At 40.5% G+C, this 24,771-nt stretch carries 25 protein-coding genes; 17 read left to right on the forward strand and 8 right to left on the reverse strand.

Annotated features, from left to right (window positions below; translation table 11 throughout):
- Window positions 1–81 precede the first annotated feature (81 nt).
- Window positions 82–996 carry an EamA family transporter RarD gene (rarD, locus tag J2S11_RS14390; RefSeq protein ID WP_307395711.1) on the forward strand — a complete coding sequence of 305 codons (915 nt, stop codon included), beginning with the start codon at window positions 82–84 and terminating at the stop codon, window positions 994–996.
- Window positions 997–1,041: 45 nt separating this feature from the next.
- Entirely contained in the window at window positions 1,042–1,485 is a 444-nt protein-coding gene (locus J2S11_RS14395; RefSeq protein WP_307395712.1) for a MarR family winged helix-turn-helix transcriptional regulator, read from the forward strand.
- A 24-nt stretch (window positions 1,486–1,509) separates the two neighbouring features.
- Here the strand turns inward: J2S11_RS14395 and J2S11_RS14400 are convergent, their stop codons facing one another.
- The 6 genes from J2S11_RS14400 to J2S11_RS14425 all read right to left on the reverse strand — a co-directional run bounded on the left by J2S11_RS14400 (window position 1,510) and on the right by J2S11_RS14425 (window position 6,917).
- The gene (locus J2S11_RS14400) at window positions 1,510–2,613 is read right to left on the reverse strand and encodes a DUF1648 domain-containing protein (protein WP_307395714.1); all 1,104 of its coding nucleotides are present in this window, start codon (window positions 2,611–2,613) and stop codon (window positions 1,510–1,512) included.
- A gap of 3 nt (window positions 2,614–2,616) precedes the next feature.
- Complete coding sequence (locus tag J2S11_RS14405; protein ID WP_307395716.1) at window positions 2,617–3,009, reverse strand: GntR family transcriptional regulator; 393 nt, start codon at window positions 3,007–3,009, stop codon at window positions 2,617–2,619.
- A gap of 247 nt (window positions 3,010–3,256) precedes the next feature.
- Window positions 3,257–4,105 carry a PhnE/PtxC family ABC transporter permease gene (locus J2S11_RS14410; protein WP_307395718.1) on the reverse strand — a complete coding sequence of 283 codons (849 nt, stop codon included), beginning with the start codon at window positions 4,103–4,105 and terminating at the stop codon, window positions 3,257–3,259.
- On the reverse strand, window positions 4,105–4,899 hold the full coding sequence (locus J2S11_RS14415; protein ID WP_307395720.1) for a PhnE/PtxC family ABC transporter permease: 795 nt from the start codon (window positions 4,897–4,899) through the stop codon (window positions 4,105–4,107). The genes J2S11_RS14410 and J2S11_RS14415 overlap by 1 nt, the downstream gene beginning before the upstream one ends.
- On the reverse strand, window positions 4,880–5,695 hold the full coding sequence (gene phnC, locus J2S11_RS14420; protein ID WP_307395722.1) for a phosphonate ABC transporter ATP-binding protein: 816 nt from the start codon (window positions 5,693–5,695) through the stop codon (window positions 4,880–4,882). The genes J2S11_RS14415 and phnC overlap by 20 nt, the downstream gene beginning before the upstream one ends.
- 118 nt (window positions 5,696–5,813) lie before the next feature.
- Entirely contained in the window at window positions 5,814–6,917 is a 1,104-nt protein-coding gene (locus J2S11_RS14425) for a PhnD/SsuA/transferrin family substrate-binding protein (protein WP_307395723.1), read from the reverse strand.
- Window positions 6,918–7,326: 409 nt separating this feature from the next.
- Between J2S11_RS14425 and phnF the strand changes: the two genes are divergently transcribed.
- The 14 genes from phnF (at window position 7,327) to odhB (ending at window position 22,183) form a co-directional block, all read left to right on the forward strand.
- Complete coding sequence (phnF, locus tag J2S11_RS14430; protein WP_307395724.1) at window positions 7,327–8,049, forward strand: phosphonate metabolism transcriptional regulator PhnF; 723 nt, start codon at window positions 7,327–7,329, stop codon at window positions 8,047–8,049.
- 67 nt (window positions 8,050–8,116) lie between these two features.
- Window positions 8,117–8,554 carry a phosphonate C-P lyase system protein PhnG gene (gene phnG, locus J2S11_RS14435; RefSeq protein ID WP_307395726.1) on the forward strand — a complete coding sequence of 146 codons (438 nt, stop codon included), beginning with the start codon at window positions 8,117–8,119 and terminating at the stop codon, window positions 8,552–8,554.
- Window positions 8,541–9,170 carry a phosphonate C-P lyase system protein PhnH gene (phnH, locus tag J2S11_RS14440; RefSeq protein WP_307395728.1) on the forward strand — a complete coding sequence of 210 codons (630 nt, stop codon included), beginning with the start codon at window positions 8,541–8,543 and terminating at the stop codon, window positions 9,168–9,170. Before phnG ends, phnH begins: the two co-directional genes overlap by 14 nt.
- 1 nt (window position 9,171) lies before the next feature.
- Window positions 9,172–10,305: a carbon-phosphorus lyase complex subunit PhnI gene (locus J2S11_RS14445; RefSeq protein WP_307395730.1), complete on the forward strand. Its 1,134-nt coding sequence runs from the start codon at window positions 9,172–9,174 to the stop codon at window positions 10,303–10,305.
- On the forward strand, window positions 10,289–11,131 hold the full coding sequence (locus tag J2S11_RS14450) for an alpha-D-ribose 1-methylphosphonate 5-phosphate C-P-lyase PhnJ (RefSeq protein WP_307395732.1): 843 nt from the start codon (window positions 10,289–10,291) through the stop codon (window positions 11,129–11,131). Before J2S11_RS14445 ends, J2S11_RS14450 begins: the two co-directional genes overlap by 17 nt.
- Window positions 11,132–11,145: 14 nt before the next feature.
- Entirely contained in the window at window positions 11,146–12,012 is an 867-nt protein-coding gene (locus tag J2S11_RS14455; protein ID WP_307395734.1) for an ATP-binding cassette domain-containing protein, read from the forward strand.
- Window positions 12,013–12,077: 65 nt separating this feature from the next.
- Window positions 12,078–13,268: an alpha-D-ribose 1-methylphosphonate 5-triphosphate diphosphatase gene (locus J2S11_RS14460; RefSeq protein WP_307395736.1), complete on the forward strand. Its 1,191-nt coding sequence runs from the start codon at window positions 12,078–12,080 to the stop codon at window positions 13,266–13,268.
- 93 nt (window positions 13,269–13,361) lie between these two features.
- Window positions 13,362–14,108 (forward strand): phosphonate C-P lyase system protein PhnL, encoded by a 747-nt coding sequence (locus J2S11_RS14465; protein ID WP_307395738.1) that lies wholly within the window; start codon window positions 13,362–13,364, stop codon window positions 14,106–14,108.
- Between the two features lie 24 nt (window positions 14,109–14,132).
- Window positions 14,133–14,978, forward strand: coding sequence for a PHP domain-containing protein (locus tag J2S11_RS14470; protein ID WP_307395740.1), 846 nt, complete (start codon window positions 14,133–14,135; stop codon window positions 14,976–14,978).
- Between the two features lie 343 nt (window positions 14,979–15,321).
- Window positions 15,322–16,296 carry a 2-hydroxyacid dehydrogenase gene (locus J2S11_RS14475; RefSeq protein ID WP_307395741.1) on the forward strand — a complete coding sequence of 325 codons (975 nt, stop codon included), beginning with the start codon at window positions 15,322–15,324 and terminating at the stop codon, window positions 16,294–16,296.
- A 4-nt stretch (window positions 16,297–16,300) separates the two neighbouring features.
- Complete coding sequence (locus J2S11_RS14480; protein WP_307395742.1) at window positions 16,301–16,963, forward strand: MOSC domain-containing protein; 663 nt, start codon at window positions 16,301–16,303, stop codon at window positions 16,961–16,963.
- A gap of 105 nt (window positions 16,964–17,068) precedes the next feature.
- Window positions 17,069–17,467, forward strand: a complete 399-nt coding sequence (locus J2S11_RS14485) for a hypothetical protein (RefSeq protein WP_307395743.1) — start codon at window positions 17,069–17,071, stop codon at window positions 17,465–17,467.
- 372 nt (window positions 17,468–17,839) lie between these two features.
- Window positions 17,840–20,764, forward strand: a complete 2,925-nt coding sequence (locus J2S11_RS14490) for a 2-oxoglutarate dehydrogenase E1 component (protein WP_307395745.1) — start codon at window positions 17,840–17,842, stop codon at window positions 20,762–20,764.
- Window positions 20,765–20,809: 45 nt separating this feature from the next.
- Window positions 20,810–22,183, forward strand: a complete 1,374-nt coding sequence (gene odhB / locus J2S11_RS14495; RefSeq protein WP_307395747.1) for a 2-oxoglutarate dehydrogenase complex dihydrolipoyllysine-residue succinyltransferase — start codon at window positions 20,810–20,812, stop codon at window positions 22,181–22,183.
- A gap of 173 nt (window positions 22,184–22,356) precedes the next feature.
- Here the strand turns inward: odhB and J2S11_RS14500 are convergent, their stop codons facing one another.
- Window positions 22,357–23,109: a YheC/YheD family protein gene (locus tag J2S11_RS14500; RefSeq protein ID WP_307395749.1), complete on the reverse strand. Its 753-nt coding sequence runs from the start codon at window positions 23,107–23,109 to the stop codon at window positions 22,357–22,359.
- A 158-nt stretch (window positions 23,110–23,267) separates the two neighbouring features.
- The gene (locus tag J2S11_RS14505) at window positions 23,268–24,095 is read right to left on the reverse strand and encodes a YihY/virulence factor BrkB family protein (protein WP_307395750.1); all 828 of its coding nucleotides are present in this window, start codon (window positions 24,093–24,095) and stop codon (window positions 23,268–23,270) included.
- A gap of 148 nt (window positions 24,096–24,243) precedes the next feature.
- Between J2S11_RS14505 and ytxJ the strand changes: the two genes are divergently transcribed.
- A complete protein-coding gene (gene ytxJ / locus J2S11_RS14510; RefSeq protein ID WP_307395754.1) occupies window positions 24,244–24,582 on the forward strand; it encodes a bacillithiol system redox-active protein YtxJ in 339 nt (112 codons plus the stop codon).
- Window positions 24,583–24,771 lie beyond the last annotated feature (189 nt).

Here is a 24,771-nt window from a genome sequence, read left to right on the forward strand (position 1 = left end):
ATTATAAAGATTCATTTTACTAATGCAACAAAAAAGCTGTATGCTAAAAGTAACTCAAACAAAGTAGGATGGTGATTATTGATGAACAAGTCTTCGGGCTACAGCATGGGTATTACCTATACCATTGCAGCATATGCTGCTTGGGGTACCCTTCCACTTTATTGGTATTTACTCAAGGAGCTACCGGCAATCGAGGTATTTGCCCATCGTATACTCTGGTCCTTTGTTTTCGCATCAGTTATATTGTTTGTCATTGGGGGTTGGAAGCATTGTAAGCAGATATTGCTTAGTGGGGCAAAAACATTTTGGATGTTCATTGCTGCCATTCTTATTAGTACAAACTGGTTACTTTTTATTTGGGCAGTATCCTCGAGTCATGTGATTGAAGCAAGTCTTGGGTATTATATAAGTCCGCTTTTTAGTGTTATTTTAGGAATCATTTTTTTGAGAGAGAAGCTGGATCTCTGGAAAAACATTTCCTTATTGCTTGCCATTGGCGGTGTTGTGGTTATCATGTTTCAATTGGGAGGGATCCCCTGGATTTCGATTGTTATTGCTTCGTCCTTTGCCTTATATGGCTTAGTTAAGAAGCTTGTGAAAGTAGAATCTATAGCCTCAGTGACCCTAGAAACTATGTTCATTTTACCTATTGTTCTGTTCTATCTCTTCTATATTGGGAGAACTGGAGATAGTTCTTTTGGGCATTTATCTCTTCCTGTTACAATACTCTTGATCGGAGGTGGTGTTGTGACTGCATTGCCACTGGTATGGTTTGCAAAAGGAGCTCAACAGGTCTCATTAACCACATTAGGCTTTCTCCAATATATTAATCCGACACTTCAACTTCTCGTAGGTGTTTTTATCTTTCAGGAAACATTTACAAGGACACATTTTATGGGGTTTTCATTGATTTGGTGTGCACTACTCCTTTTTTCATTTTCACAATTGAACCTTATGCAGCGTTTAAAGGCAGAACCAATTAAAAAAGTAGTGTAGAAAAGTAGAAAATATGGAGATAGATACAATGAAGGTGGTGGGAGAATGTCTAGATTAGTAGAAAACTATAATGTATCCTTTGAACTATTCATCATCCTGTCTAAAACGTCTAAATTCATCATGGACCTAGCTAAGAAAGATATGAAGAAATATGATATGTCTCCTTCTGAGTTCATGATTCTAGAGGTTTTATATACAAAGGGTTGTGTCCCTTTACAGCAGGTTTGGCAAAGCAATCTTGTTTCTAGCGGGAGTATTACCTATAACATCGATAAACTTGAGGAAAAAGGATTACTACTACGTATTCCTTCTAAAGAGGATAGAAGAGTTATATATGCTAAACTTACAGAAAATGGGCATAATTTTTTTGATCATATTTTTCAGAAGCATAGCGCTGGGCTTCATTCTATATTATCCAGTTTAAATGATGATGAAAAACAACTGGTTATCCATCTACTGAAGAAATTGGGCCAGTTGGAGGAAGGGTGACTTCACCCCTCCGATCTAAAATGTCTATCTAACAAAAATGATAATAAGCACGGTGAACAGGATGATCCCTCCGAGAGAAATCCAAGCTAATGGTCGAGCAAAATTAACGGTCCAGCCTACACCAAAGCGTTTCTCAACAAATGTGGCAGGGTCCTTAGGATTAAAGTAAATCACGCCAAGCTTCCAGTAGCGATCTTCATCAATACTTTCAACACCAGCTGTTCCGTTATTGCTAGATATCCTTACTCTGCTTCCGCCTTGTCCTACCTTAACTGATAACCAGATCGTATAGATCATGATAATGGCCACAAAAAAGATTAGAAAGATAGATATAATCAAGTAACTGAAAGAGAAAAGCTGACTTAGTAAAGAGAAGCTGAACAAGCTAATGGTTAAAAAGCCCATGATAATCGTGAAGCGAGACCAGTGCTGTCTAAAAATAATATTCTGTTGTTTTGATTTTTCTGGCTGTGCGGCGTCCAACTGCTGCTTACTAGCTCCTATAATGTAATTAATGAATATGAACAACACAAGCATAAAAAATTGGATAGCGACAGGCCACAACACATTAGTTGGTGTTTTCTGAATGGTATTTGTAGGGTTTCCACTAAAGTCATATTGCATGACGATTTCATTAGGAAATCGATCATAAAGAAAAACAGCCATACCTAACGTCACTAAAATCAATAAGAAGTGAGGGATAAACCACAGGCTTGAGTAGGTTAGCTTTTGACTTCGAAAGTTCGAATCGATCACAACCACTTGTTTTGGTGAACTCCAGTTATGAATAGCTTTAAGCTCCTTCATTTTTCTATGGTGAAGATAATACACGACAAATGATAGAGAGCAAAAAAGTGGAATGGTGATTCCTATGCTTAAAGCTAGCTGTTGCTCCGTTAAGCTGCCTGCAAATACAAGAACCGTTAGAGTAATGACTATCCAGAGTAGTAGATTAATCCATGTATACGACCATCTTAATTTCTTTAGTTCAGGTATTGAATAAATGGATTCACTAATGGAAATACCAAAGCTTTCTGTTTTTCTTGTGAAAAAGGGGATAAAAGAAAGCGTTAATCCTACGGGTATAAATAAGATAAAAAGCATAGCATACATGATCCAGTTTTCCATCGTTTATTCCTCCTTTTGAGTAACCAATTCTTGATACAAGCTACGGCATAGCTTCAAGAATTCTTCTTCATCAACCTGCCTACAGATCGATTCAGCAACCATTGGTCTTAGCTGCTCATGAAGCTTTTGATAGTAGAATTCGTCTGCAGCAGGCATTGGGGTAGGTGATACAATGGCTCCCTTTTGACGATGAACCTGCAGGAAGCCCTCTTGTTTTAGATAGTTATAAGCTTTATTAACGGTGTGCAAATTAATACCTAAGTCAGCCGCTAGGGAACGGACAGATGGAAGCTCTTCAGCTGGAGCGAGCCTACCAGTCGCTATCCCTTCAATTATTTGATTCGCTAATTGAGTATAAATGGGCGTTTCTAGTTGAGGATTAATATGAATCAGCATAAGATCACCTCTCTTTGAACTATCTGTTATATATAGTATATAACAGATAGTATGAACGTGCAACTCCAAATTTCTTGAAGGTATTTAAAGGAGCTGTAAAAGAGAAGAAGTGCAGGGGAGGAGGTAAATATGGATAACAAAAAACTCGTCTGACCAGCTTAAACAAACAACCTAGTCAAACGAGAACCTTATTACGCTTATTTATTTGTATTGCTGTGTAAAGTTGCATTCTACTTATGCATTTACTTTAGTGCTGAGTACGAAGCTTACCCTTCATCCTTGTGGCAAACATCTCAAGTAAGATAGCGAAGAATAGAATGAAGTACGTAATCGTACCAATTTCCCGAATATCATAATAGAACGCACTAGCCATAAACATGTCAAAGCCAATACCGCCTGCTCCAGCAGCTGCTCCCATAGCTATAGCCACACCGAAGTTAATTTCAAAGCGCAAGAATGTCCAAGAAATAATATATGTGATGGAGGAGGGAAGGACCGCCTGAAAAACAATCTGCCACCAATTTGCTCCACTACCCTTCAGGGCCTCAATAACTCCCGAGTCCAGCTCTTCAAAGGACTCCGAATAAACCTTAATTAAATAACCTACGGAGTGGAACGTCATACCTATAACAGCGGCCACACTTCCAAGACCAGCAGCAATGGCAAAGATTAATACCCAAAGGACGGTAGGAACAGCTCGAATAAACGCAATAATCCCTTTAATCGCATTAGAAACATATTTGTTAGATAGGTTCTGAGCCGCAAATAGTCCTCCGAATAGAGCGATGATGGCTCCAAGCAAAGTAGTAAGCATAGCCAGAGCTAGAGTGATCAATACTTGATATAGCCCTTCCCAGAATGTAAAGTGCTGAAAGTGTGCTTCCGTAAACATTACTTTAAAGTTAACCAATGTCGATAGCAGTCCGTCCAATAGCGTGATATTTCTATAGTCAAACGTATAGAAGCCATATACGGTTAGCAAGCCTAGAACCAATAACGTAACCTGAGTGACGAATCTTGCTTTTGTAAAGGGCTTACTCTTAATTCGCCTAGACGGTTGCTCAAGGAGTACTCCACTTGATTTATGCTCAGACACTATAGAATCACCCTTCTTACGTAATTTGAAATAATCTCAATAGAAATAATGGATAGTACAATCGTAATAACGACCAAGCTAGCGGCACTATAATTTAAACTTTTATAATAAAGGTCGAAGGAAAAACCAATTCCTGTTCCCGTTAAAATACCGACTAATGTTGCGCTACGAATATTTGTTTCAACCATAAATAAGATCCAGCTAATTAACTGTGGGCTACTTGAAGGCATCACGGAATTAGAAATAATAGAAAAATAGCTTGCCCCCGTAGCTCGTAGCGCTTCAACAGAGCTATTACTTACCTCGTCAATGGATTCCATAAACGCACGTGTTAAAAAACCAAAAGAAACAAAAAACAGAGCAAAATATCCTGTCAATGAGCTTTGCCCAAAGGAAAACAATAGAATTAACGACCAAGCTGCAACGTCAATATTCCTAAATAAAGTAGCAATTCCACGACTAATTACAGCTAGAAAGTTGTTTGTCCTTGTTGTTTGTGAGCCAAATATGGCAAAAAGCAGAGCAAATATGGCGGCAACCGTTGTTGCGGCAATGGAGAGCAGAATGGTTTCAATAAGCTTCTCCATAATACGTGGTAGCCGTTCAAGGGATTTTGCATCGGGATAAAAATGACTTACTCCCCATTCAAACGCCTTAGGAATAGAAGTAATTCCTTGAATCACATCAAATTCTGTAAGAATCATAGATCCATATGTGATACCTATAATAGCAGCAATGACTAGTAATGTGTTTCTTCTCTTTTTAGCGAAAAAATCAGACGGCGTTTTTGGCATTGTTTTCTCCTGCTTTTCCTACTTCTTCTACATCAATAATTAATTCTCCCATTTGTGAGCCGTAAATCTCATGGATCTGTTCCATCGTAATTTCTTTAGGAGAACCATCATAAACAATTCGTCCTTTGCTCACGCCAATAATTCGATCTGAATACTTCAAAGCAACATCCACCTGGTGCAGGTTGACCAGTACGGTAATCCCCATGTTTGTCGAAATGTTTCTTAAGTGATCCATTATCGTTTTTGAGGCATTAGGGTCAAGAGAGGCAATAGGCTCATCACAAAGAAGCATCTTTGGATTTTGAATTAAAGCTCTAGCTATACCAACTCTTTGCTTCTGCCCACCGCTTAACTGATCACTTCTTTTATAAATCTGCTCATCCAGACCAAGAGTGCCTAGAAGCTCCACCGCTTGATTTTTTTCTTCATTATTGTATAAACCTAAAGCACCAGCCAATGTTGATTTATAGCCTAGTCTTCCGTGAAGCACGTTCTCAATTACACTAAGACGATTTACTAAATTATAATGCTGGAAAACCATGCCGATCTTGGTTCTAAGCTGTCGTAAGCCTTTTTTATTTAGGGATAATACGTTATCTCCATCAAACTGAATTTCTCCATCACTTGCCTGAATCATTCTGTTAATACAACGAAGGAGAGTTGATTTTCCCGCTCCAGATGGACCAATAACGGAAACGAACTCTCCCTCTTGTACAGAAAAGTTGACATCAGCTAAAGCTACAGTATCAGAGCCATACTGCTTGGAAACGTTTTTGAATTCTAATAATGTAGTCATGGACAACTCCCTTCCTATTCTAGAGTAAATTGTTCTAGGCAAAATTAGGGGGAGGGATCGGCTTATGTAACCTTAGATGCTTAGCATCTAGCCGACCCCCAAAGCTTAACTGTATGAATTAATTAGATAATTCGCGAATTGGGTTAAACCATGCATCTTCAACTTGAATAAAACGCTCATCAGCTGATTTGCTAAACAATCCAGTTGCTCCTGTGTCTCTAGGAACAAAGATTTGTTCATTATTAGCTGCCTCATCAGATGTAAATGCTGCTACAATCGCTGCAAAGTCAGCATCACTTACATTATCTCTGTTTGCAACAAATGGAGCGTTAAGTACAGGAGTTACAGAGATAAGAACGAATTCTTCTCCAGGAATCGTGTTAAACGGTTCTGCAGCATCAGCTCTAACACCGTAGACAGATCCAGGTCTATTTTCTTCACCTTCTAAAAGCTCTACATAGTTGTTCACACATGTATCACAAAACGCGGCAATGTCTACACGATCTGTTAGAAGGTTAACAGCTGATCCTTGGTGAGAACCACCGTAGGATACTTCAGAGAAGAAGTCCCCACCTTCAAGTAAATCATCGGATGTTAAATCCTTGAACTCATCTGTATTACTGAAATAATCTACAATTCCAGTTGATGGAACGACAAATCCAGAGGTTGAGCTGTTAGAAACAAAGGAGAACCTTTTATCTACTATATTTTCAATGGAGAATTGATCCCCATCTTTATATTGATCTTCATTTCCTTTTTTCACAGCTAGCCAGCTGTAATAAACAGCATCATCAAGCGTTCCAGATGAACCACTTGGAACAGCAATTGGAAGAACATTACTATTTCTATTATTTGCTTCAATGTATCCTACCGCACCCATAAATGCTAGATCAGCATTTCCGTTAGCAATAGTTTCAATAGCGATGATGTAATCAGTTGTTGTTCTGTGCTCGACTGTTTTACCAGTTGCATCCTCAACTAGTTCTGCAATCGCATCACGCGCATCCTTCAAGTCTGCTCCAGATTCATTTGGGTACCAAACGATTGTTATTGTACCACCTTCCTCTGCTGCAGGAGTTTCAGCTCCTGTAGAAGGATTTTCTTGTTGAGAATTGTTGCCTGATGGTTCATTTGCTCCTGTATCAGAAGAACTAGAACATCCAGCAAGTAGAGCAAAGCTTGCTAACACCGCAAATACAAAAAATAAGTAAGATCTTTTCATGTGAAGTCTCCCCTCTTTTTCTAAGCATCAATTAGTTTTTTTACAAGAAATAATGCTTATTCGGTTTCCATAATAAACAACAATGTTTAATCCAGTTTTAAGGAACCATAGTGAAATTGTAAACTTTTTGAAAAGGGATTCCCCTTGTATATGGCTTTTTCTTTCTACCACTAAAAGCGTAAAATCACATGAGTTGAGGCACAAAATCAGCTTAGAGTACAACCTATGTAAAGAAAATTTGGATTTTAAAATGTAAAAATGATGACTGTCCCCTTTACGTAACAATGTCGTAGTTAAAAAAATTTACAAATTTTCAATCATTTTTTACATCTCCTTAACCATGTGAACTTGTTGATAAGTTAGATTTGAAATAAGCAAGAGGACTTAAGTGTGAGAGGGGGATGTGAGGGTGAAAACGCAGGATGATGGTGTGCTTCATTTGGAGATAGCCGAGTATTTGATTAAGCAAATTCGCCAGGGTGTTTTTTCAGAGAATCAAAAAATTCCTTCTGAAAATGACCTTTGTAGACAGTTTCAAGTCAACCGTCACGTTGTTAGGCAAGCTATTGCTAGAATGACGAACTTGGGCTGGGTTACACCTGTTCAAGGAAGAGGGTGCTACGTCAACCAACTGGTTGAGCCCATTCAGTATGTTCTTTCATCACAAACACGATTTTCTGAGAACATGGAAAGCCAAGGACTACCCTACACCGCTAAATTACTAAGCTGGGAGGAAGGGATTGCCGGTGATGAAGAGCGAGCTAATTTAGAGCTTGCTGAAGGAGCCCGGGTATACAGGCTAGAGATTATGCGTTCAACTGATGATAATCCTCTTTCTGTTACCTCTACCGTATTGCCAAAGGAAGAGTTCCCCGATTTGGAGACACATCTGACTAACTTTAGCTCTTTATATCGCATTTTTATAGAACAGTACCGCTTTCGTCCCATTCGAAAAAAATCTATTGTTCAAGCGTGTTTACCTCTATTAAAAGACGCAAAGCTATTGGACATCCCGGAAAGTGTACCCATAGTACAGATTGAAAGCCTGATGAATCATCCTGGAGGAGCTCCAATTGAATACAGTGTAGCCAGAATTCGGGGAGATCGACATAAATACATGATTGAGTTTTAGCTAGTAATTATACTAGTAGATTAAATAAACAGAAATAGGAAGATGTACAGAACAGGAAGGAGAAGCTATGAAAAAAGCGAGATTGACCAAGATATTAATTGAAGCAGAACGTAACGTATTGTCACAATATGCTGGACAAATTGAAAAAGTAGCAAAGGTTAAGGTTGAAGCTCCACCAACAACAGGATTAGTAATGACCAAAACGCGCGATTCGGTTTCACAGACCCCCTTTTACTTAGGAGAGGTATTAGTGACAGAATGTACAGTTTCTATTGATGGTATGTTTGGCATGGGTGTAATCATGGGGGATGACTTCGAGCGTTCCTATCAGTTGGCCGTTATAGATGCAGCCTATAATGCGGGGCTGCCACTTACTTCTAGCTGGGAGGATGAGCTAGTACAGGTGGAAAAGGATAATAACAATAGAAAGCTACAGGAATGGGCTAAGCTAGCTCAGACTCGAGTTCATTTTGACACGATGGAGGATTACAATGACAAAAGCTGAGATGATCGATTTTAGTATGGTTTATGATACCCAGTACATTTTCAGAAAGCTATTAGATTGTGCAGCAAGACCTGGTACCATTCACAACCTATACAATTCGATTAAAATGCTAGATCATCAAGCAGACCTTCCTCCTGCCATAGCGGGTATAGCGTACACCTTGCTCGATCGAGAGGTTACGTTTTGTGTTTCTGGAGCTAAGCAGCAGCTGGTGGAGCAAAGCTTACAATGGAAGACGTTTAGCAAACCTTCTGAGCTGGAACAGGCTGACTTTGTTTTTGTTCTAGAGACTGAACTGGATGAACAAGAAGTGGGTGTAATCATGCAGCAAGTGAATGGAGGGACATTGATTGATCCTCATACAAGTACAACTATGGTTCTGCTTGTCCAAGAGTTATCTTCTTCAACAGGAGAAGCTTATGGGCTTCGTCTACGTGGACCAGGCATTCAAGAAAGTACGTCGTGTAGCGTAACCGGCTTGAATTGGAAGTGGATGGAGGAAAGGGCTATCCGTAATCAAGAATTTCCTTTAGGTATCGATATGATCCTAGCTACAGCTGAGGGTGATGTAATGGTTTTACCGAGAACGACATCTGTTGAAAGAGAGGATCAATAACATGGGGTACGTTGCCGTAACAGGTGGTCAGAAGGCGATAGAAGGAGCGGAAAAGCTTGTTCACTTATATCGCTTACAGGCAGCTAAGCAAGCTTTACCAACAGAAGAAATTAGGAGCCAAATGAGACTACTTATTGACCGAGTAATGGGAGAAGGTGGGCTGTATGCGCCAGGATACGCCTCTTTAGCCTTGAAGCAAGCTGAAGGTGATCCATCAGAGGCAGCCTTTTTATTGCGAGCCTACCGTTCAACCCTACCAAGGAATCATTATTCTTTAACGGTTGAGCCAGGAAATATGCGTGTTATACGCCGAATTTCCTCTGCTTTTAAGGATATTCCCGGAGGGCAGCTATTAGGTCCTACTTATGATTATACACATCGTTTGTTGAACTTTGAGCTAAGGCAGGAGGATCAGCAGGCCATTATAAGCTTTTTACAGGAGTTAGAGATTGACATAGAGTCTGAGGAAACGCTTGATTCTTTTCCAAAGGTGGTTGAATTGTTAAAAGATCAAAAGCTAATGGCCGATCGTCAAGCTGTAGAGGACGAACCGTTTGATGTCACAAGAGAAAAGCTATCGTTCCCACTTCCACGTTCAGCAAGGCTTCAGCTATTGGCTAGAGGGGAAACGGGCGCGATGACCGCTTTTGCTTACAGCAGTATGCGAGGGTACGGAGCTGTCCATCCCACTATTGGTGAGTTAAGAGTAGGGTACACGGATGTATATATCCCTTATCCATATGGTAGTGGAAAGGATGAGGAGGACTCTATTTATATCGGTGAAATGCTGTTAACCGAGGTAGAAACGATTAATTCCTTTACTCAGAACGATCAAGGAGACGTTGAGTTTATGCTAGGCTACGGATTAACGATGGGACAGAATGAGGTCAAAGCTATTTCTATGGCTATATTGGAAAGAAGCTTAGATACGCAGGGACATTCACCAACACAGGATGAAGAGTTTGTTTTGCTGCATATTGACAGTGTTGAGGCACATGGCTTTGTTTCCCATTTGAAAATGCCTCATTATATTACCTTCCAATCTTCACTTGACCGCATCCGTCAAGCGCAGAATACAGGAAAACATCAAGCACAGAATGTGGGAAAGGATGAACAGCATGTTTCAGCAGACTGAGCAAAAGTACAATTACGCTTTTTTAGATGAAGGATCAAAGAGAGAAATACGAAGAGCTACTCTTAAAGCTATCGCTATTCCAGGCTACCAGGTACCTTTTGCCTCTAGAGAAATGCCCATTGGAAGAGGATGGGGAACAGGAGGACTTCAATTGACCCTGTCTCTAATTGGAGAAGCAGATTGCTTGAAGGTGATCGATCAAGGGCATGACGATAGCGTGAATGCGGTCAGTATTAAACGCCTCGTGCAAAGCTGTACGAATGTAGAAACGACTGATAGCACGGCTGATGCAACTTTAATCCAGACGAGACATCGTGTCCCGGAGAGACCGTTACGTGCAGACCAAATTCTAGTGCTACAAGTTCCCTTACCAGAGCCGCTCCGACGAGTGGAAGCAAAGGAGCAAGAAACGAAACGTTTACATGCTGAAATGGACTATAGCAGTATGTGGCTGCGCCTGTACGAGGATATTGTGAAGTGGGGAAAAATTACGATTGGTGCTGACTATCCAAGTATGGCTCATGATCGGTACATCTTTAATCCAAGCCCTATTCCACGCTATGACTTATTAAAGCTTAATCAATCTGAAGGACTTTATCTGTTCGGAGCAGGTCGGGAGAAAAAAATCTATGCCATACCTCCCTACACCTCTGTTACTCCTCTTCAATTTGAGGATTACCCGTTTGAGGTTGAAGCGTTTGATGGGCAGTCCTGTCATTTATGCGGAAGTACGGATACTTTCCTTGATGAGATCTATAGTGATCAAACAGGAAGAAAGCTGTATCAATGCTCCGATACGTCATACTGTGTTGAAAAACAAAGGTAAAGGAGTTCATCGTTATGCAGGATACTATTAGGTCTACAGTGACGGAACAGCCACAGTTGAAGGTACAGCATCTGAACAAGAGATATGGAAAGGGCTGCTCCCGATGCACAGACCCTACCTTCCTTGCTGAAGAAGGTCAGCGCTGTCCGCATTGTGGCAGTGTTTGGGCGTGTATAGATGTTAATTTTGATCTATATCAGGGGGAAATCTTAGGAATCGTTGGTGAAAGTGGATCAGGAAAGAGTACTTTGGTGAAATGTCTATATTTTGATGATCAGATTACCTCAGGGTCAGCTCATATAGCAGCGTACAAAAATGGTGAGCTTGATATATTTAGTGAGTCCGCTCAGCAAAAGAGATATATTCGTAACCATCTGCTAGGAATGATCTATCAAAATCCATGGCTTGGATTAAAAATGTCCTTCTCCAGTGGAGGAAATATCGCCGAGAAGCTGATTGCTTCAGGCTCCTATCACGTTGGAAGCATTCGAGCAAGAGCAACAGAGCTACTAGAGCATGTAGAGATCCCTATTTCTAGGATAAATGAACAGCCGAAGAATTTTAGTGGGGGAATGCAACAAAGAGTGCAAATCTCTAAAGCTTTAGCTAATAACCCACCCATTTTACTGCTTGATGAGGTTACAACAGGCCTAGATTTGTCTGTTCAAGCTAGGGTGCTCGACCTAATACGCAATATTCAGCGTCAATTCAATGTAGGAATGATCCTTGTTTCTCATGACCTAGGTGTCATTCGAATGCTTGCTGATCGAACAATGGTCATGAAAGGTGGGAGGGTAATCGAGCAAGGGTTAACCGATCAAATTTTGGAGGACCCTCAGCATGCTTACACACAGAAGCTAGTTCATTCTCTATTATCGTAAAAAGACTTTTAACCTAGGTAACCTTATAAGACAGGCAAAATAAGCATATGAGGTGAAAGATGACAATGTCCATCCTTATTTATAACGCTCAGATCGTGACACCAACAAAAGTCATTCAGAACGGTTCCATACTTATTGAAGAGGATCGCATTATAGCCATTGAAGAAGGACTTATCCAAAGCTCTGTTCAACCAACAGAATGTATCGATGTACATGGAAGCTATGTCCTGCCGGGGTTAGTTGATTCACACAGTGATGCCATTGAAATGGAGCTTGAGCCTAGACCAAGCAGCGCCTTTCCGATGGAGGTATCCTTTTACGAGCTAGAGAAAAAGCTTGTTGGAGAAGGGATCACCACGATCTATCACTCCTTGTCTTTACTTGATGAGGACGCTAAAAAATGGGTCAGACAAAACAGAACGGTTTTAAACACCATTAAGGAAATCCATGGGCTAGCACAGGGAGAGTTTTTAATTCGCCACAAGATTCACTTACGCTATGAAATCACGAATGTAACGGCACTTGAGGATGTAAAAGAGCTCCTTAGAAATGGTCATATCCACCAGCTATCCTTTATGGACCATACTCCAGGTCAGGGGCAATTTAGAGACATTGAAATTCATAGAAAACTGTTGATGGAGCATCGCCATTTCAGTGAGACGGAGGCTAATGAAATTATAGAGGCACACAGGACACAGCAAAAGCTAGACCCGAAACTGATTCAAGATTTGGCTGACCTTGCTTTAGAGCACGGAATACCTGTTGCCTCTCATGATGATGATACGGTCGAAAAGCTAGAGGTTGTTAAGGACTGGCATGCAGTCATTTGTGAGTTCCCTATTGAGCTTGCGGTGGCCAAAAAAGCAAAGGAAATGGGCTTGTCTGTTGTGATGGGTGCACCAAATGTCATGCTAGGGAAGTCACATAGTAATAATCTATCAGCTATGGAAGCCATTCATGAGAATGTGGTAGATATACTGTGCTCAGACTATTATCCTTCGTCTCTACTACATGCTGCTTTTAAGCTCTATTCCACAGGACTTCCTCTTCAACAGGCGGTCAATCTAGTGTCCTTACACCCAGCTAAAGCGTTACACATTGAGGGTCATGTTGGATCACTTGAGATCGGGAAAAAGGCTGATCTGCTCATTGTTCGGACTGACGCTCACCGTCCTATTTTACAAAGTGTCTATGTGAATGGGAAGGTGGTCTGTCAATTGAATTACCAGATTCCAGCTAGAGTGCCTATCACTTGAAGCTTAGGATTAGATTATAGCTTAGAACGCTCATGAGTACGAATTTATCAGCAGTTTGACTCTGCTTGCGGAGTATGGAGGAGGTAGTTTTTAATGAAGGAACTATTACTTGTTAATCAACTAGAAAAATCCTTTACCCTGCATCATGCTAAGGAAAAAATAATCTCGGGCTGTAAGGGAGTTAGCTTTGTTGTTTATCCTAAAGAGTTTGTCGGAATAACAGGGAAAAGTGGGGCAGGTAAATCGACTATTCTTAAAAGCATTTATCGTACGTATGTCCCATCAGGTGGGCAAATCATGTATGATTCTACACAATTTGGTCCGATTGATCTTGTTCAAGCAACGGAGAGGGAAATATTAGCTCTACGAAAGCAGGAGATAGGCTATGTCTCCCAATTTCTTAACGCCATGCCTCGAATTACTGCCCTTGAATTTGTCGTGGAAGCCCTGTTAGAAATGGGTGTGGCTGTTCATCAAGCAGAAAGAGAGGCTAAGGAAATGCTACAGCATTTCAAGCTACCTGAATCCCTGTGGGACTCCTTTCCACGTACGTTCAGTGGTGGAGAAAAGCTGCGCTTAAATTTGGCTCAGGCTATGGTGAAAAAGCCGAGAATATTATTGCTAGATGAACCTACAGCTTCATTAGATCAGCAGTCTAAGGAAGCGGTAAAGGAGGTGCTGATCCAGCTAAAGCATGAGGGAACGAGCATGTTGGGGATTTTTCATGATCTCGACTTTATGACCTCTGTAGTAGACCGTCAGTATCAGTTATCTGCTGGATTAATAGAAATGACTGACAAACTAGAAGGAAATCAGATCACGCACCAAGTCGGTTCTTAAAAGAGAATAGGAGGGAGTAAACGAATGAAAATGGATTTACATTGTCATACTTCGTTTTCAGACAGCTCTTTTTCTGTTGAAAAGGTCATTGAGCAAGCACAAAAGAACGGTGTCACACACCTAGCTATTACAGACCATGATACCACGGCTGGGATAGAGTTAGCTCAGAAAATAGGGCAGGCGAAGGGCGTTGAAATTATTCCTGGTATTGAAATCTCAGGCTATGATTATAAGCGCGAAAGACGAGCACACATTTTGGGGTTATATATTACACCCGGACACGAAGCATTAACTGAGCTTTGTGAACCCTATGTTGAAGCAAGGCATAACGCCTCCTATGAAATTGTTACGAGGTTAATGGATAAAGGCTATAAAATGACTTGGGAGGAAGTTGAAGAGCTAGCTGCTGCAGGAAACGGTGTATATAAGCAGCATATTATGCATGCTTTAATTAAGCAGAGGTATACCAATGAGATTTACGGTGAGCTGTATCGTAAGCTGTTTTTTAAAGGCAGCCGTAATCAGGAACCCGGTCTTGCGCATGTGAAAATACCGTATATTGACGCAGTTAAGGCGATTCAAGCCATTCGAAAGGCTGGTGGCATTCCTATATTAGCTCATCCAGGTCAATATCTGAGCTTCGAAGCTCTACCAGAATGGGTGGAGGAAGGCTTAGCCGGTGTTGAGGTTTGGCATCCTATTCATTCTGTTGATGATGAACGACAGGCTGAGGAATTAGCTAATAAATACAGCTTAATCAAAACGGGAGGATCTGATTGTCACGGTTTCTATGGGGATGAAGATGTTCCAGTTGGCTCTTTCTTCGTAACGGAAGAGATATTGCAGGAGTTGTATAAGCATAAGGAATAAGTTGGCTGAAAAGTTAGGTTGATAAATGCTTATATATCTTATTGGAATCCCCCTATTCCAATAGGTGAAACTTATAGGGTGCTTTCTGAAGCTTTTCGATTGGAAAAGCAAGGCAGAAAGCACCCTTTATTTTGCTTAGGCTTCTCGTCAATAGAACTCGAAAACTTAAATTTCCTCTAATGATATGACATGTGTGGAGCAAAAGCTAGCCCAGAATCTTAATGACCTTGGGAATAATAAGCTGTTCATTTACGTGCTATAATAGATATCAATTAAATAAAGCAATTAAAGACATGCAATTTATAAAGAGCTTTATTAGAAAGCTAGGAGGAGGAGGAGCACTATGAAACCAAGGGTTTTTATTTCTAAACCAATACCTCAAGAGGTAGAGGATTATATCAGCGAGAATTGTGAGTATCGTATATGGAATCAGGAGCAGCCTATATCCACTGAGGAGCTTTATGCAGAAATAAAAGAGGCCGATGGTTTGCTGACCTCAGGGGGAGTTATAGGTGATGAACTATTTGACCAAGCTCCTAAGCTTAAGATCGTTAGCAATACGTCGGTTGGCTACAACAATTTTGATTTGGATGCTATGCAGGCTAGAGGAATTATGGGAACACATACCCCATCTGTTCTAGATGATACCGTAGCCGACCTAGTGTTTTCTCTTATTCTAGCAACAGCAAGGAGAGTTCCGGAGCTGGATCGTTATGTAAAGGAAGGCAAGTGGACAAATGCAAACGATAGACCTCTCTTCGGGGTCGATGTTCATCATACTACCTTAGGAATTATTGGGATGGGTCGTATTGGAGAGCAAATAGCCAAGAGAGCTAGCCTTGGCTTTGATATGGAAGTGTTGTATTATAACCGCTCAAGGAAAATACAGGTAGAAGAAAAGGTTGGGGCGCAGTATGTAGACCTTTCTGAGCTTTTAACTAACTCAGATTTTATAGTATTAATGACTCCTTTAACTCCAAAAACAACACATCTCATTGGAGCAGCAGAATTTAAACAAATGAAACAAAGTGCCATTTTCATTAATGCCTCTAGAGGCCAAGTTGTAGATGAGCAAGCGCTAATTGATGCTTTGAGAAAGGGAGAAATTGCAGGAGCGGGGCTAGATGTGTATGATACAGAGCCTGTTTCAACACAGAACCCATTACTATCCTTTGACAACGTGGTCACTCTACCACATATTGGATCAGCTACAGAACAAACAAGATCAGCTATGGCTATGCTTGCTGCCCAAAATCTAGTGGCTGGCTTGCAAGGGAAAGAGCCGCCTAATTTAGTTCCTGAACTGAGAAGGGGATAACATGATGACAGATGTAGATGTAAAAGAACATAAAAGCTATTCAATTGTATCAATAAACGTAGGTAAGCCAGCCCCATTAACCTATCAAGGGAAGGAAATAAGCACAGGGATTAATAAATCTAGGGTAGAAAAGCCACTATTTCTCTCTTTTACAAACTTTGAAGGTGATGGGCAAGCTGATTTAGTGAATCATGGTGGCAGGGATAAAGCTATCTGTGTGTATGCCTACGACCATTACCCATATTGGGAAAAGCGTCTTAATAAGCCCTTACAGGTAGGTGCCTTTGGAGAAAACCTTACCGTATCAGGTTTGTTGGAAGATGAAGTCTGTATTGGTGACATCTTTCAATTGGGAGAAGCCATTGTGCAAGTATGTCAACCAAGATACCCCTGTCATAAGCTTTCAAAAAAGCATGATGTAGCCGACTTTCCCCTTCAGGTGATTGAGACTGGCTATTCAGGATTTTATCTAAGGGTTTTAAAAGAGGGAATGGTTAAACCAGAAGATACATTAGTTCTAATTGAAAAGCATCCTGCAGGGTATTCCGTTTCCTTTGCTAATCAATTGAAAAATGAGAAGAACCCAAGTAAAGAAGGGCTAACCAAGCTAATAGAGCTAGATGCTCTAGCACAAAGCTGGTGTGAATCCTTACGTAAAAAGCTATAGAATTTCTTTTCAAACGTTTAATCTCCTGATAAAGGGGTATCAACAGTATACGGCAAGACCGTAGCCACTTGCTCCGATACTCTAATTATTGAGGAGAGGATTAAGATGAGAAGAAACAATGAGAATGAACCTTCCAACTACAAAGGAAGGGCTAGAAATAATGATCCGTATGGAGAAGAAGAATGGTCAGATCATGAGGAGCCAAATGATTTCCATAGAGAACAGCCTGTAAGAGAGAGACATAGAGCGCCTTGGTACAACCGCGGCTGGGTCTGGATGATTATCGTTGTAGTTGCTCTGTTCGTCCTACTTATTGGATTCTCTTGGTTGACTGATGGGTTGGGTACTGTTGGAGAATCCATCGATCAGCAAACAGAGGCCATTCGAGATCAAACGAATGTATTAGAAACACAGAACTCCCTGTTGGCCAATATTCGTGATGGTATTCAAAATCTGATGCAATCGATTAGGGACTCAGTAAATCAAATTCTTGCTGCAATATAAAATAATGAATATGAATTAAGCTAAACATGGAGCTGTTCCTAAGTAACTTTCTACTTAGGGACAGCTTTTTTACAGTCTAAGAATTTATAAAATTTTTATACAATGATTTCTTCAAGTTCTATAAATTCTGGCTGCATGTAAACGCTTCCCTCTAATGATGGACTAGACAACCTCTTCGAGAGGCCTCGATAGAAGCTTTTCTTATTTGTCCATGCTTCCATTTTAAAGCTTTTGAATCCGCACCTTTGTTTAGAGTGAATGAGTACATATTAAATTAACGGGTATAGGAAAATGGAGTGACTTACGGATGATGATCATAGCTAGATTGAAATGAAGCAGATTAGAGAATACTAATGTTATCTGAACGGGGGGATGAATATGAAAAATAAACAAAGCCAAAGCGATCCTTGGAAGAGATTTCATGGACCTAACCTAGGCTATTTAAATACTCTCTATGAAAAATATAGTGAAGATCCTGGCACAGTGGAGCCTGACATAAGAGAAATCTTCGATCAATGGGGAGCTCCACCCTTAGCTGAAGTCTTAAAGAATGGAGTAGCTAACGGAGGCTCTAAGGGGAAAGCTGATAGAGGAACTCAAGCTATAAGCAAAGCAGAGCAAATGAACGTTCATGTAGACAAAGCTAGTATAGAAGCTGTTCATGCTGACAAAATAGTAGCGCTGGAGAAGCTAGCTCAAAACATCAGAACATATGGACATTGTGAGGCAAAGGTTAATCCTTTGAAACAAGAGAAGGATCAAAACAACCGTCTGTTAGATCCGGAGTACTACGGATTAAGTGAAGAAGACCTAAAGGGGCTACCAGCTACAATGATTTGGCCAAATCATGATTTAGCTTCTAATGAAAATGCTTTTGAGGGTATTTGTCGCTTAAAGAAGCTCTATACAGGCCCTATTTCCTTTGAGTTTCATCATGTTCACCATTTAAAGGAAAGAGAATGGCTAACTCAGATGGTTGAATCGGGAGAGCTGGATCAGCCAATTTCGACAGAAGATAAAATAGAGCTGTTACAAAGCTTAACGAAGGTAGAGACATTTGAAAAATTCCTACATCGCACATTTGTAGGTCAAAAAAGATTCTCCATTGAGGGTCTGGATTCCCTTGTACCATTAATCAATGAGCTTATTCGCTCAGCTGTAAGTGATGGAGTTCAGCATACATTTATGGGAATGGCCCATAGAGGGCGTTTGAATGTTCTGGCTCATATACTGGAAAAGCCTTATGAAGCTATATTTGCTGAATTTCACAATGCTCCTAATCAGGAGCTAGTGCCATCAGAAGGCTCTGTGGGTATCAATTACGGTTGGTCAGGAGATGTTAAGTATCATTTAGGAGCCAGTCGGAAGTTTACAAAGGGAAGTGAGGTTAGCGCTAAGGTTACCCTTGCCAATAACCCTAGTCACTTAGAGTTTGTTAATCCAGTTGTTGAGGGCTTCACTAGAGCGGCGCAGGAGAAGAGCGATCAAGCGGGCTATCCAGAACAGAAAAGTGAACAAGCGCTGGCCATCCTTGTGCATGGAGACGCTGCTTTTCCTGGTCAAGGGGTTGTGACTGAAACCTTGAATCTTAGTAGACTGCGTGGCTATAAGATTGGTGGAAGCATCCATATCATAGCTAACAATCGAATAGGCTTTACGACAGAAATGAGGGATGCGCGTTCCACAAAGTACGCAAGTGATCCAGCAAAGGGCTTTGAAATCCCGATTATTCACGTGAATGCTGATGATCCAGAGGCATGCTTAGCGGCAGCGCGTTTAGCCTGTAAGTATAGATTGCTTTTTCAAAAAGATTTTTTAATAGATTTAGTTGGCTATAGAAGATACGGACATAATGAAACAGATGATCCGTCAACAACCCACTTTCAATTATATGATCAAATCAACAATCATTCTACTGTGCGAAGGCTTTATGCCGATCAACTTTTGGAAGAAGGGATCATTAGTGCTGAAGCTGTAGATGAAATGGAAAAACAGGCAGAAGTACAAATTCAGGCTGCCTATAAAAAGCTCAAAGAACAAGAAAAGCACAAAGAAGAGTATGACGTTAAGGATACCTATAAACCAACCTCAGCAGAATTTCAGGAAAAGCTAGATAAGATTAATACAGCAGTACCAATTGAAGCATTACGGAAGATAAATGAGAACTTATTAATTCGACCAGAAGGCTTTACCATTTACCCTAAGCTAGAAAGGATTCTAAAACGCCGTGAAGAGGCTTTGTTAGTAGATGGTTATGTGGATTGGGGTCTAGCTGAAACATTAGCATTTGCTACGATCCTAAAAGATGGAACAGCTATTCGTTTAACTGGTCAGGATTCAGAAAGAGGAACGTTTGCTCATCGGCATCTCATCTTACATGATGCGGAAAATGAAAGGACGTATTCCCCGTTACACACGCTACCAGAGGCGAAAGCTTCATTTTCCATTTATAATAGCCCTTTGTCTGAAGCTGCAGCTATGGGGTTTGAATACGGCTATGATAGCTTTGCAGCCAATAGCTTAGTCCTTTGGGAAGCACAATTCGGAGATTTTGTGAATGCAGCTCAGGTTCTTCTTGATCAATTTTTGGCAGCGGGGAAAGCAAAATGGGGGCAGCAATCAGGCTTAGTCCTCCTGTTACCACATGGCTATGAAGGACAGGGGCCAGAGCATTCAAGCGCACGTTTAGAACGGTTTTTGCAGCAGTCAGCAGAAAATAATTGGACAGTTGTGAATGTGACGAAGGCGGCCCAGTATTTTCATCTTCTCCGGCGGCAGGCAGCCGAGCTACAGAAAAATGAAGCACGTCCTCTAGTGATTATGAGCCCCAAAAGCTTGATTCGAGAAAAGCGAGTTTATTCTCCTAGTACAGCGTTTAGCGAAGGACGATTTGAGCCTATTCTTGAACAAGAAGGTCTAGGGAAAGAAACAGAAAAGGTAAAGCGTTTACTATTTTGCAGCGGAAAAGTGGCTGTTGACCTAGAAGCAGAGCTTAACACAGAGGAGCATACTACTTTGCATATTGTGCGTATTGAACAGCTTTATCCTTTCCCAGAGAGTAGGGTTTCTGAGATCATTGAACGCTTCAAGAACCTGCAAGAAGTAGTCTGGGTACAGGAAGAACCTCAGAATATGGGGCCATGGACTTACATGGAGCCAAAGCTCAAAGCACTTTTACCTGAATCTATCCAAGTAAAGTATGTTGGACGTCAGGCGAGATCTAGCCCGGCAGAGGGTCAACCCAACGTCCATAAAAAAGAGCAGATTAGGATTGTACGAGAGGCTCTTTCTCAGTAAAACCATTTACTAAGCTCTAAAATTAAAGCTAAGGAGGTCTGGCTGATGATAGAAATTAAAGTGCCTGAACTAGGGGAATCGATGGCTGAAGGGACGATCTATACTTGGGCGTTTAAGGAAGGTGAGCAGGTTAGTGAGGGAGACTTACTCCTAGAAATTGAAACGGATAAGGTGAACCTTGAAGTGAGCGCTGAGCATGATGGAGTCCTGAAGGAAATTAAAAAACAAGCTGGAGAAACGGTTCAAGTAGGAGAGGTCATAGCTTTGCTAGAGGAAGGCCAAGTTCAAGAGGATATGACGGCTCCAAGTTCTGCACGAGATGAGGGACAAGAGGAAAAAGGAGAGAATCAGGATAAAGCAGATAGAGTATCCAAAGAAGCTGAAGAAATAAACACTTCGACCAATAACGATGAAAATACTCAGGAAGACCAGCAAATCCAAAATGCAAATAAGAATCCTCAGGAAACTAAGGAAACGATAGCCTCGCCAGCCGCTAGAAGAAGAGCAAGAGAAAAGGGAATAGATTTATCAGAGGTTCAAAGTAAGGATCCAGCAGGGCGAGTAAACGTAGAGGATATTCATAGGTCTGAAGACGATAATTCTGAAGATGAAGCTTCAAAGCCTAAGACATCAACAGAGAGGACCTCACAAAATAAGAGTAGTGGGTCAACGTCGGCACGTAGCACTGAGAAAGAGGCTACCTCGTCTCATAGTAAACCGATAGAACGTCAAAGAATGTCTAGGCGTAGACAAACGATTGCGAATCGATTGATGGAAGCCCAGCATAATGCGGCTATGCTGACGACCTTTAACGAGGTGGATATGAGTGCTATTATGGATTTGCGTAAACGTCGTAAGGGTGAGTTTAAGGAAAAATACAATGTGAACTTAGGATATATGTCCTTTTTTGCAAAAGCTGTAGTGGGAGCATTAAAGGCATTTCCATTGCTTAACGCAGAAATAGAAGGGGAGGATATCCTTATTAAAAAATTCTATGATATCGGTGTAGCGGTATCTGCAGAAGAAGGCCTTATTGTACCAGTAGTACGTGATGTGGATCGGTTAAGCTTTGCTGAGATTGAAAAAGAAATCCTTTCTTTAGCTGAAAAAGCAAGAAGCAACTCCTTAGGCCTCCAAGATATCCAAGGAGGGACGTTCACGATCACAAATGGAGGAATATTTGGTTCATTACTCTCCACGCCAATATTAAACACTCCTCAAGTCGGAATCCTAGGGATGCATAAAATTCAAACTAGACCAGTTACAGTGGGTGAGGATGACATCGAAAATCGACCAATGATGTATATCGCCTTATCCTACGATCACCGTATTGTTGATGGCAAAGATGCTGTTAGCTTTCTAGTTAGAGTTAAAGAACTACTTGAGGATCCGGAAACATTATTAATAGAGGGGTCATAATCCTAAATAAAAGCTCTTGAAAGTAATGCCAAGATTCCTGACTGTAAACAACTAGTGGAACCTTAATAGCTAAGTAATAAACAACAGAGGAGCCCTTTTCTATACATGTAAGCTGACTTTGACATGTGCCGTATGATTGTTTATAGCGTACGGGTGAAGAGGGCTTTTCGCTTTTACTTATATTTTTTCCTGATTATGCGCTTATTTTTAAGAATCGTTTTGTGCATGGATTGGTCTGTGGCAAGCTTAAATAGATTATGCTTAGGGCGAGTGTTTGCTTCAATAATCCAAACATGTCCATTGCTTTGTACACCGATGTCAAAACCAAGTGTGCGTAAGCCTGGAAAGCGTTGATCTAAGGCATTAGCCGCTTCATGACAAACATTCTCTATGTCCTGGACACATTTATTTACTTTATCAGCATCATGAGCAAATACAAAGGATAGCGCAGTTTCTAGCGATACCCCTTTCCCGCCCCTATGATAATTTGTAATAAAACGTCCAGGAGAGGCTACTCTTGCTATTTTTCCAGAAATCAGCCAGCTATTCTCAGGCTTTTGCATGTAAATTCTTAGATCAAATAATCCACCTTTATAGGATGCTAGTGGAATTCCTCGCTGAACAATATATCTTTTATCCGTATTTATATAACGATTTGTGGTCCGGTATATGTTCCCTTTTGTTGTTACAGTTCTAGCTGCACCATGTCGAACCTCATAGCCTCCAGACGTTTTACGTATTCGAATGATTCCTTTTCCACCCGTACCTGCTACAGGCTTAACAAAAACTGTAGGGTATGCGTCAAGCATACTACTTAAAGTTTCTTTTTCGAACCATTCTGTGCTAGGTAAATGAGGCACTAAAGAGCTTTCTGCAAGCAATGCATTGTATTTCTTCATTTTGCTGGCAACCTCTCTGACCGCCATGTATCTCCCTACTTTCCATATCCGTTTTAATTCCATATATCATATGAGAAGGGAAAGGAGATGGAAGGGCATATTGCTATTATTTTAAAAAAATTGGGCTCTTTAACATCCAGAGATATACATGATGCTAAAAAAGAGCCCAATTACCCTAAAGATATTTACTTTTTCTTGCTTAAAACCTCACGTGTGGCGTTGATTTCTCCCCCTAAAATAATAAGCATCCCCATTAAAAAGAGCCAAAGTAAAAGAATAATAACTCCCCCTAAGCTACCATACGTAGCTGAATAATTAGAAAAGTTGCTAATGTAGTAGGAGAAGCCTAATGAAATAAGCTGCCAGCCTATCGTAGCTACAAGTGCTCCAACCCAAACCTGACTTGGGCTCATACTCCGATTTGGAGCTACAAGATAAAGGAATGAGAAAACAATGAAGATAACAGTAAAACTTATGATCCACCGGAAAGCGTCCCAGAGCGCTAAAAATGTTTCAGACATCCCCATAAATGAAAATAAAAAGATGCCTAGGCTACGACCAAAAACAGGTAAGATTAGTGCAATTAAGATGGTTAACAGCAAGGCAAGCATAAGCATAAATGCTACCAATCGTGCTTTAATAAAAGAACGCGATTCTTCAACATCATAGGCGTGATTTAGGGCTCTAATGACAGCATAGCTTCCATTTGATGCTGACCACATAGCTGCAATAATACTTACAGATAGCAAACCACCACGTTCTACTTCAAGAATATTACGCACATTTCGTTCAACAATCTCCATAGAATCTAATGGAATATACTGAGCGATTAATTCTAGAACGTCCTCTGAAGCCAAAGGTGTATAAGGTAATAAGGTAAAGGTGAAAATGAGGAAAGGAAAAAGTGCTAGTAAAAAGTAATAGGAAAGCTGAGCGGCGAGATCTGGAACACGATGTGCTGAGAAGCGACGAAAAAGTTCAACGGCGAAGTTTTTTGCAGTTGTGATTGTCATATGTGTATTCCTCCCCTTGTATTAGTATTGTTACCTGTCTGCTGGACCACTAATCTTATTTTTCCCTATTTTTCAGACTTTTAACTTGAATATACAGGCATGATCTAGGTAAGATGATAATAATGAATTAGAAAGAGGTGTACATGACATGAAATATCAAGAAATAACAACTGTAGAGGAATGGGCAAACCTATTAGAGCAATCTATTGAAAATAAGTTATTTGTCTTTAAGCATAGTACAACATGTCCAATTAGTGCCGCAGCCTACGATGAATTTAAAAGCTACTTAGCAGAGGCAAGTTCTGACGTTACTCATGTTTTAGTTAAAGTCATTGAATCGCGTCCAGTCTCCAATCAAATTGCAGCAGACTTGGGAGTGGAGCACCAGTCCCCTCAAGCTATTCTGATTGAAAATAAAGAAGCAAAATGGAATGATTCTCATTGGAGAATTAAAAAGAGTAAGCTGTTAGAAGTGACTACTCTATAATCATATAAAAAAACAAGCTGTTTATGAATACTTTCATGTAGCTGTCCCAAAAGTGCTGCTCCAATAAAGGAAATTCTATTTATTGGGGTAGCCTATTTTATTTTTATTAAATAAGAATAATACCTATTATTATGTTGACAAGTTAGTTTGTTTACGTATATCATGTTTATTAAATCATAATCATTACTA

Origin of the sequence: Bacillus horti, from assembly GCF_030813115.1 — a bacterium.
In the GTDB taxonomy this organism is placed as follows: Bacteria; Bacillota; Bacilli; order Caldalkalibacillales; family JCM-10596; genus Bacillus_CH; species Bacillus_CH horti.

What these genes read in the sequence shown, in the direction of transcription:
- J2S11_RS14400 (WP_307395714.1), bottom strand. Translation starts at nt 2,613, where the DNA reads ATGGAAAACTGGATCATGTATGCTATGCTTTTTATCTTATTTATACCC.
- odhB (WP_307395747.1), top strand. Translation starts at nt 20,810, where the DNA reads ATGATAGAAATTAAAGTGCCTGAACTAGGGGAATCGATGGCTGAAGGG.
- ytxJ (WP_307395754.1), top strand. Translation starts at nt 24,244, where the DNA reads ATGAAATATCAAGAAATAACAACTGTAGAGGAATGGGCAAACCTATTA.
- phnG (WP_307395726.1), top strand. Translation starts at nt 8,117, where the DNA reads ATGAAAAAAGCGAGATTGACCAAGATATTAATTGAAGCAGAACGTAAC.
- J2S11_RS14490 (WP_307395745.1), top strand. Translation starts at nt 17,840, where the DNA reads ATGAATATGAAAAATAAACAAAGCCAAAGCGATCCTTGGAAGAGATTT.
- phnH (WP_307395728.1), top strand. Translation starts at nt 8,541, where the DNA reads ATGACAAAAGCTGAGATGATCGATTTTAGTATGGTTTATGATACCCAG.
- J2S11_RS14455 (WP_307395734.1), top strand. Translation starts at nt 11,146, where the DNA reads ATGCAGGATACTATTAGGTCTACAGTGACGGAACAGCCACAGTTGAAG.
- J2S11_RS14415 (WP_307395720.1), bottom strand. Translation starts at nt 4,899, where the DNA reads ATGCCAAAAACGCCGTCTGATTTTTTCGCTAAAAAGAGAAGAAACACA.
- J2S11_RS14500 (WP_307395749.1), bottom strand. Translation starts at nt 23,109, where the DNA reads ATGGCGGTCAGAGAGGTTGCCAGCAAAATGAAGAAATACAATGCATTG.
- J2S11_RS14395 (WP_307395712.1), top strand. Translation starts at nt 1,042, where the DNA reads ATGTCTAGATTAGTAGAAAACTATAATGTATCCTTTGAACTATTCATC.
- rarD (WP_307395711.1), top strand. Translation starts at nt 82, where the DNA reads ATGAACAAGTCTTCGGGCTACAGCATGGGTATTACCTATACCATTGCA.
- J2S11_RS14470 (WP_307395740.1), top strand. Translation starts at nt 14,133, where the DNA reads ATGAAAATGGATTTACATTGTCATACTTCGTTTTCAGACAGCTCTTTT.
- J2S11_RS14485 (WP_307395743.1), top strand. Translation starts at nt 17,069, where the DNA reads ATGAGAAGAAACAATGAGAATGAACCTTCCAACTACAAAGGAAGGGCT.
- J2S11_RS14475 (WP_307395741.1), top strand. Translation starts at nt 15,322, where the DNA reads ATGAAACCAAGGGTTTTTATTTCTAAACCAATACCTCAAGAGGTAGAG.
- J2S11_RS14460 (WP_307395736.1), top strand. Translation starts at nt 12,078, where the DNA reads ATGTCCATCCTTATTTATAACGCTCAGATCGTGACACCAACAAAAGTC.
- J2S11_RS14425 (WP_307395723.1), bottom strand. Translation starts at nt 6,917, where the DNA reads ATGAAAAGATCTTACTTATTTTTTGTATTTGCGGTGTTAGCAAGCTTT.
- J2S11_RS14480 (WP_307395742.1), top strand. Translation starts at nt 16,301, where the DNA reads ATGACAGATGTAGATGTAAAAGAACATAAAAGCTATTCAATTGTATCA.
- J2S11_RS14450 (WP_307395732.1), top strand. Translation starts at nt 10,289, where the DNA reads ATGTTTCAGCAGACTGAGCAAAAGTACAATTACGCTTTTTTAGATGAA.
- J2S11_RS14405 (WP_307395716.1), bottom strand. Translation starts at nt 3,009, where the DNA reads ATGCTGATTCATATTAATCCTCAACTAGAAACGCCCATTTATACTCAA.
- J2S11_RS14465 (WP_307395738.1), top strand. Translation starts at nt 13,362, where the DNA reads ATGAAGGAACTATTACTTGTTAATCAACTAGAAAAATCCTTTACCCTG.
- phnC (WP_307395722.1), bottom strand. Translation starts at nt 5,695, where the DNA reads ATGACTACATTATTAGAATTCAAAAACGTTTCCAAGCAGTATGGCTCT.
- J2S11_RS14505 (WP_307395750.1), bottom strand. Translation starts at nt 24,095, where the DNA reads ATGACAATCACAACTGCAAAAAACTTCGCCGTTGAACTTTTTCGTCGC.
- J2S11_RS14445 (WP_307395730.1), top strand. Translation starts at nt 9,172, where the DNA reads ATGGGGTACGTTGCCGTAACAGGTGGTCAGAAGGCGATAGAAGGAGCG.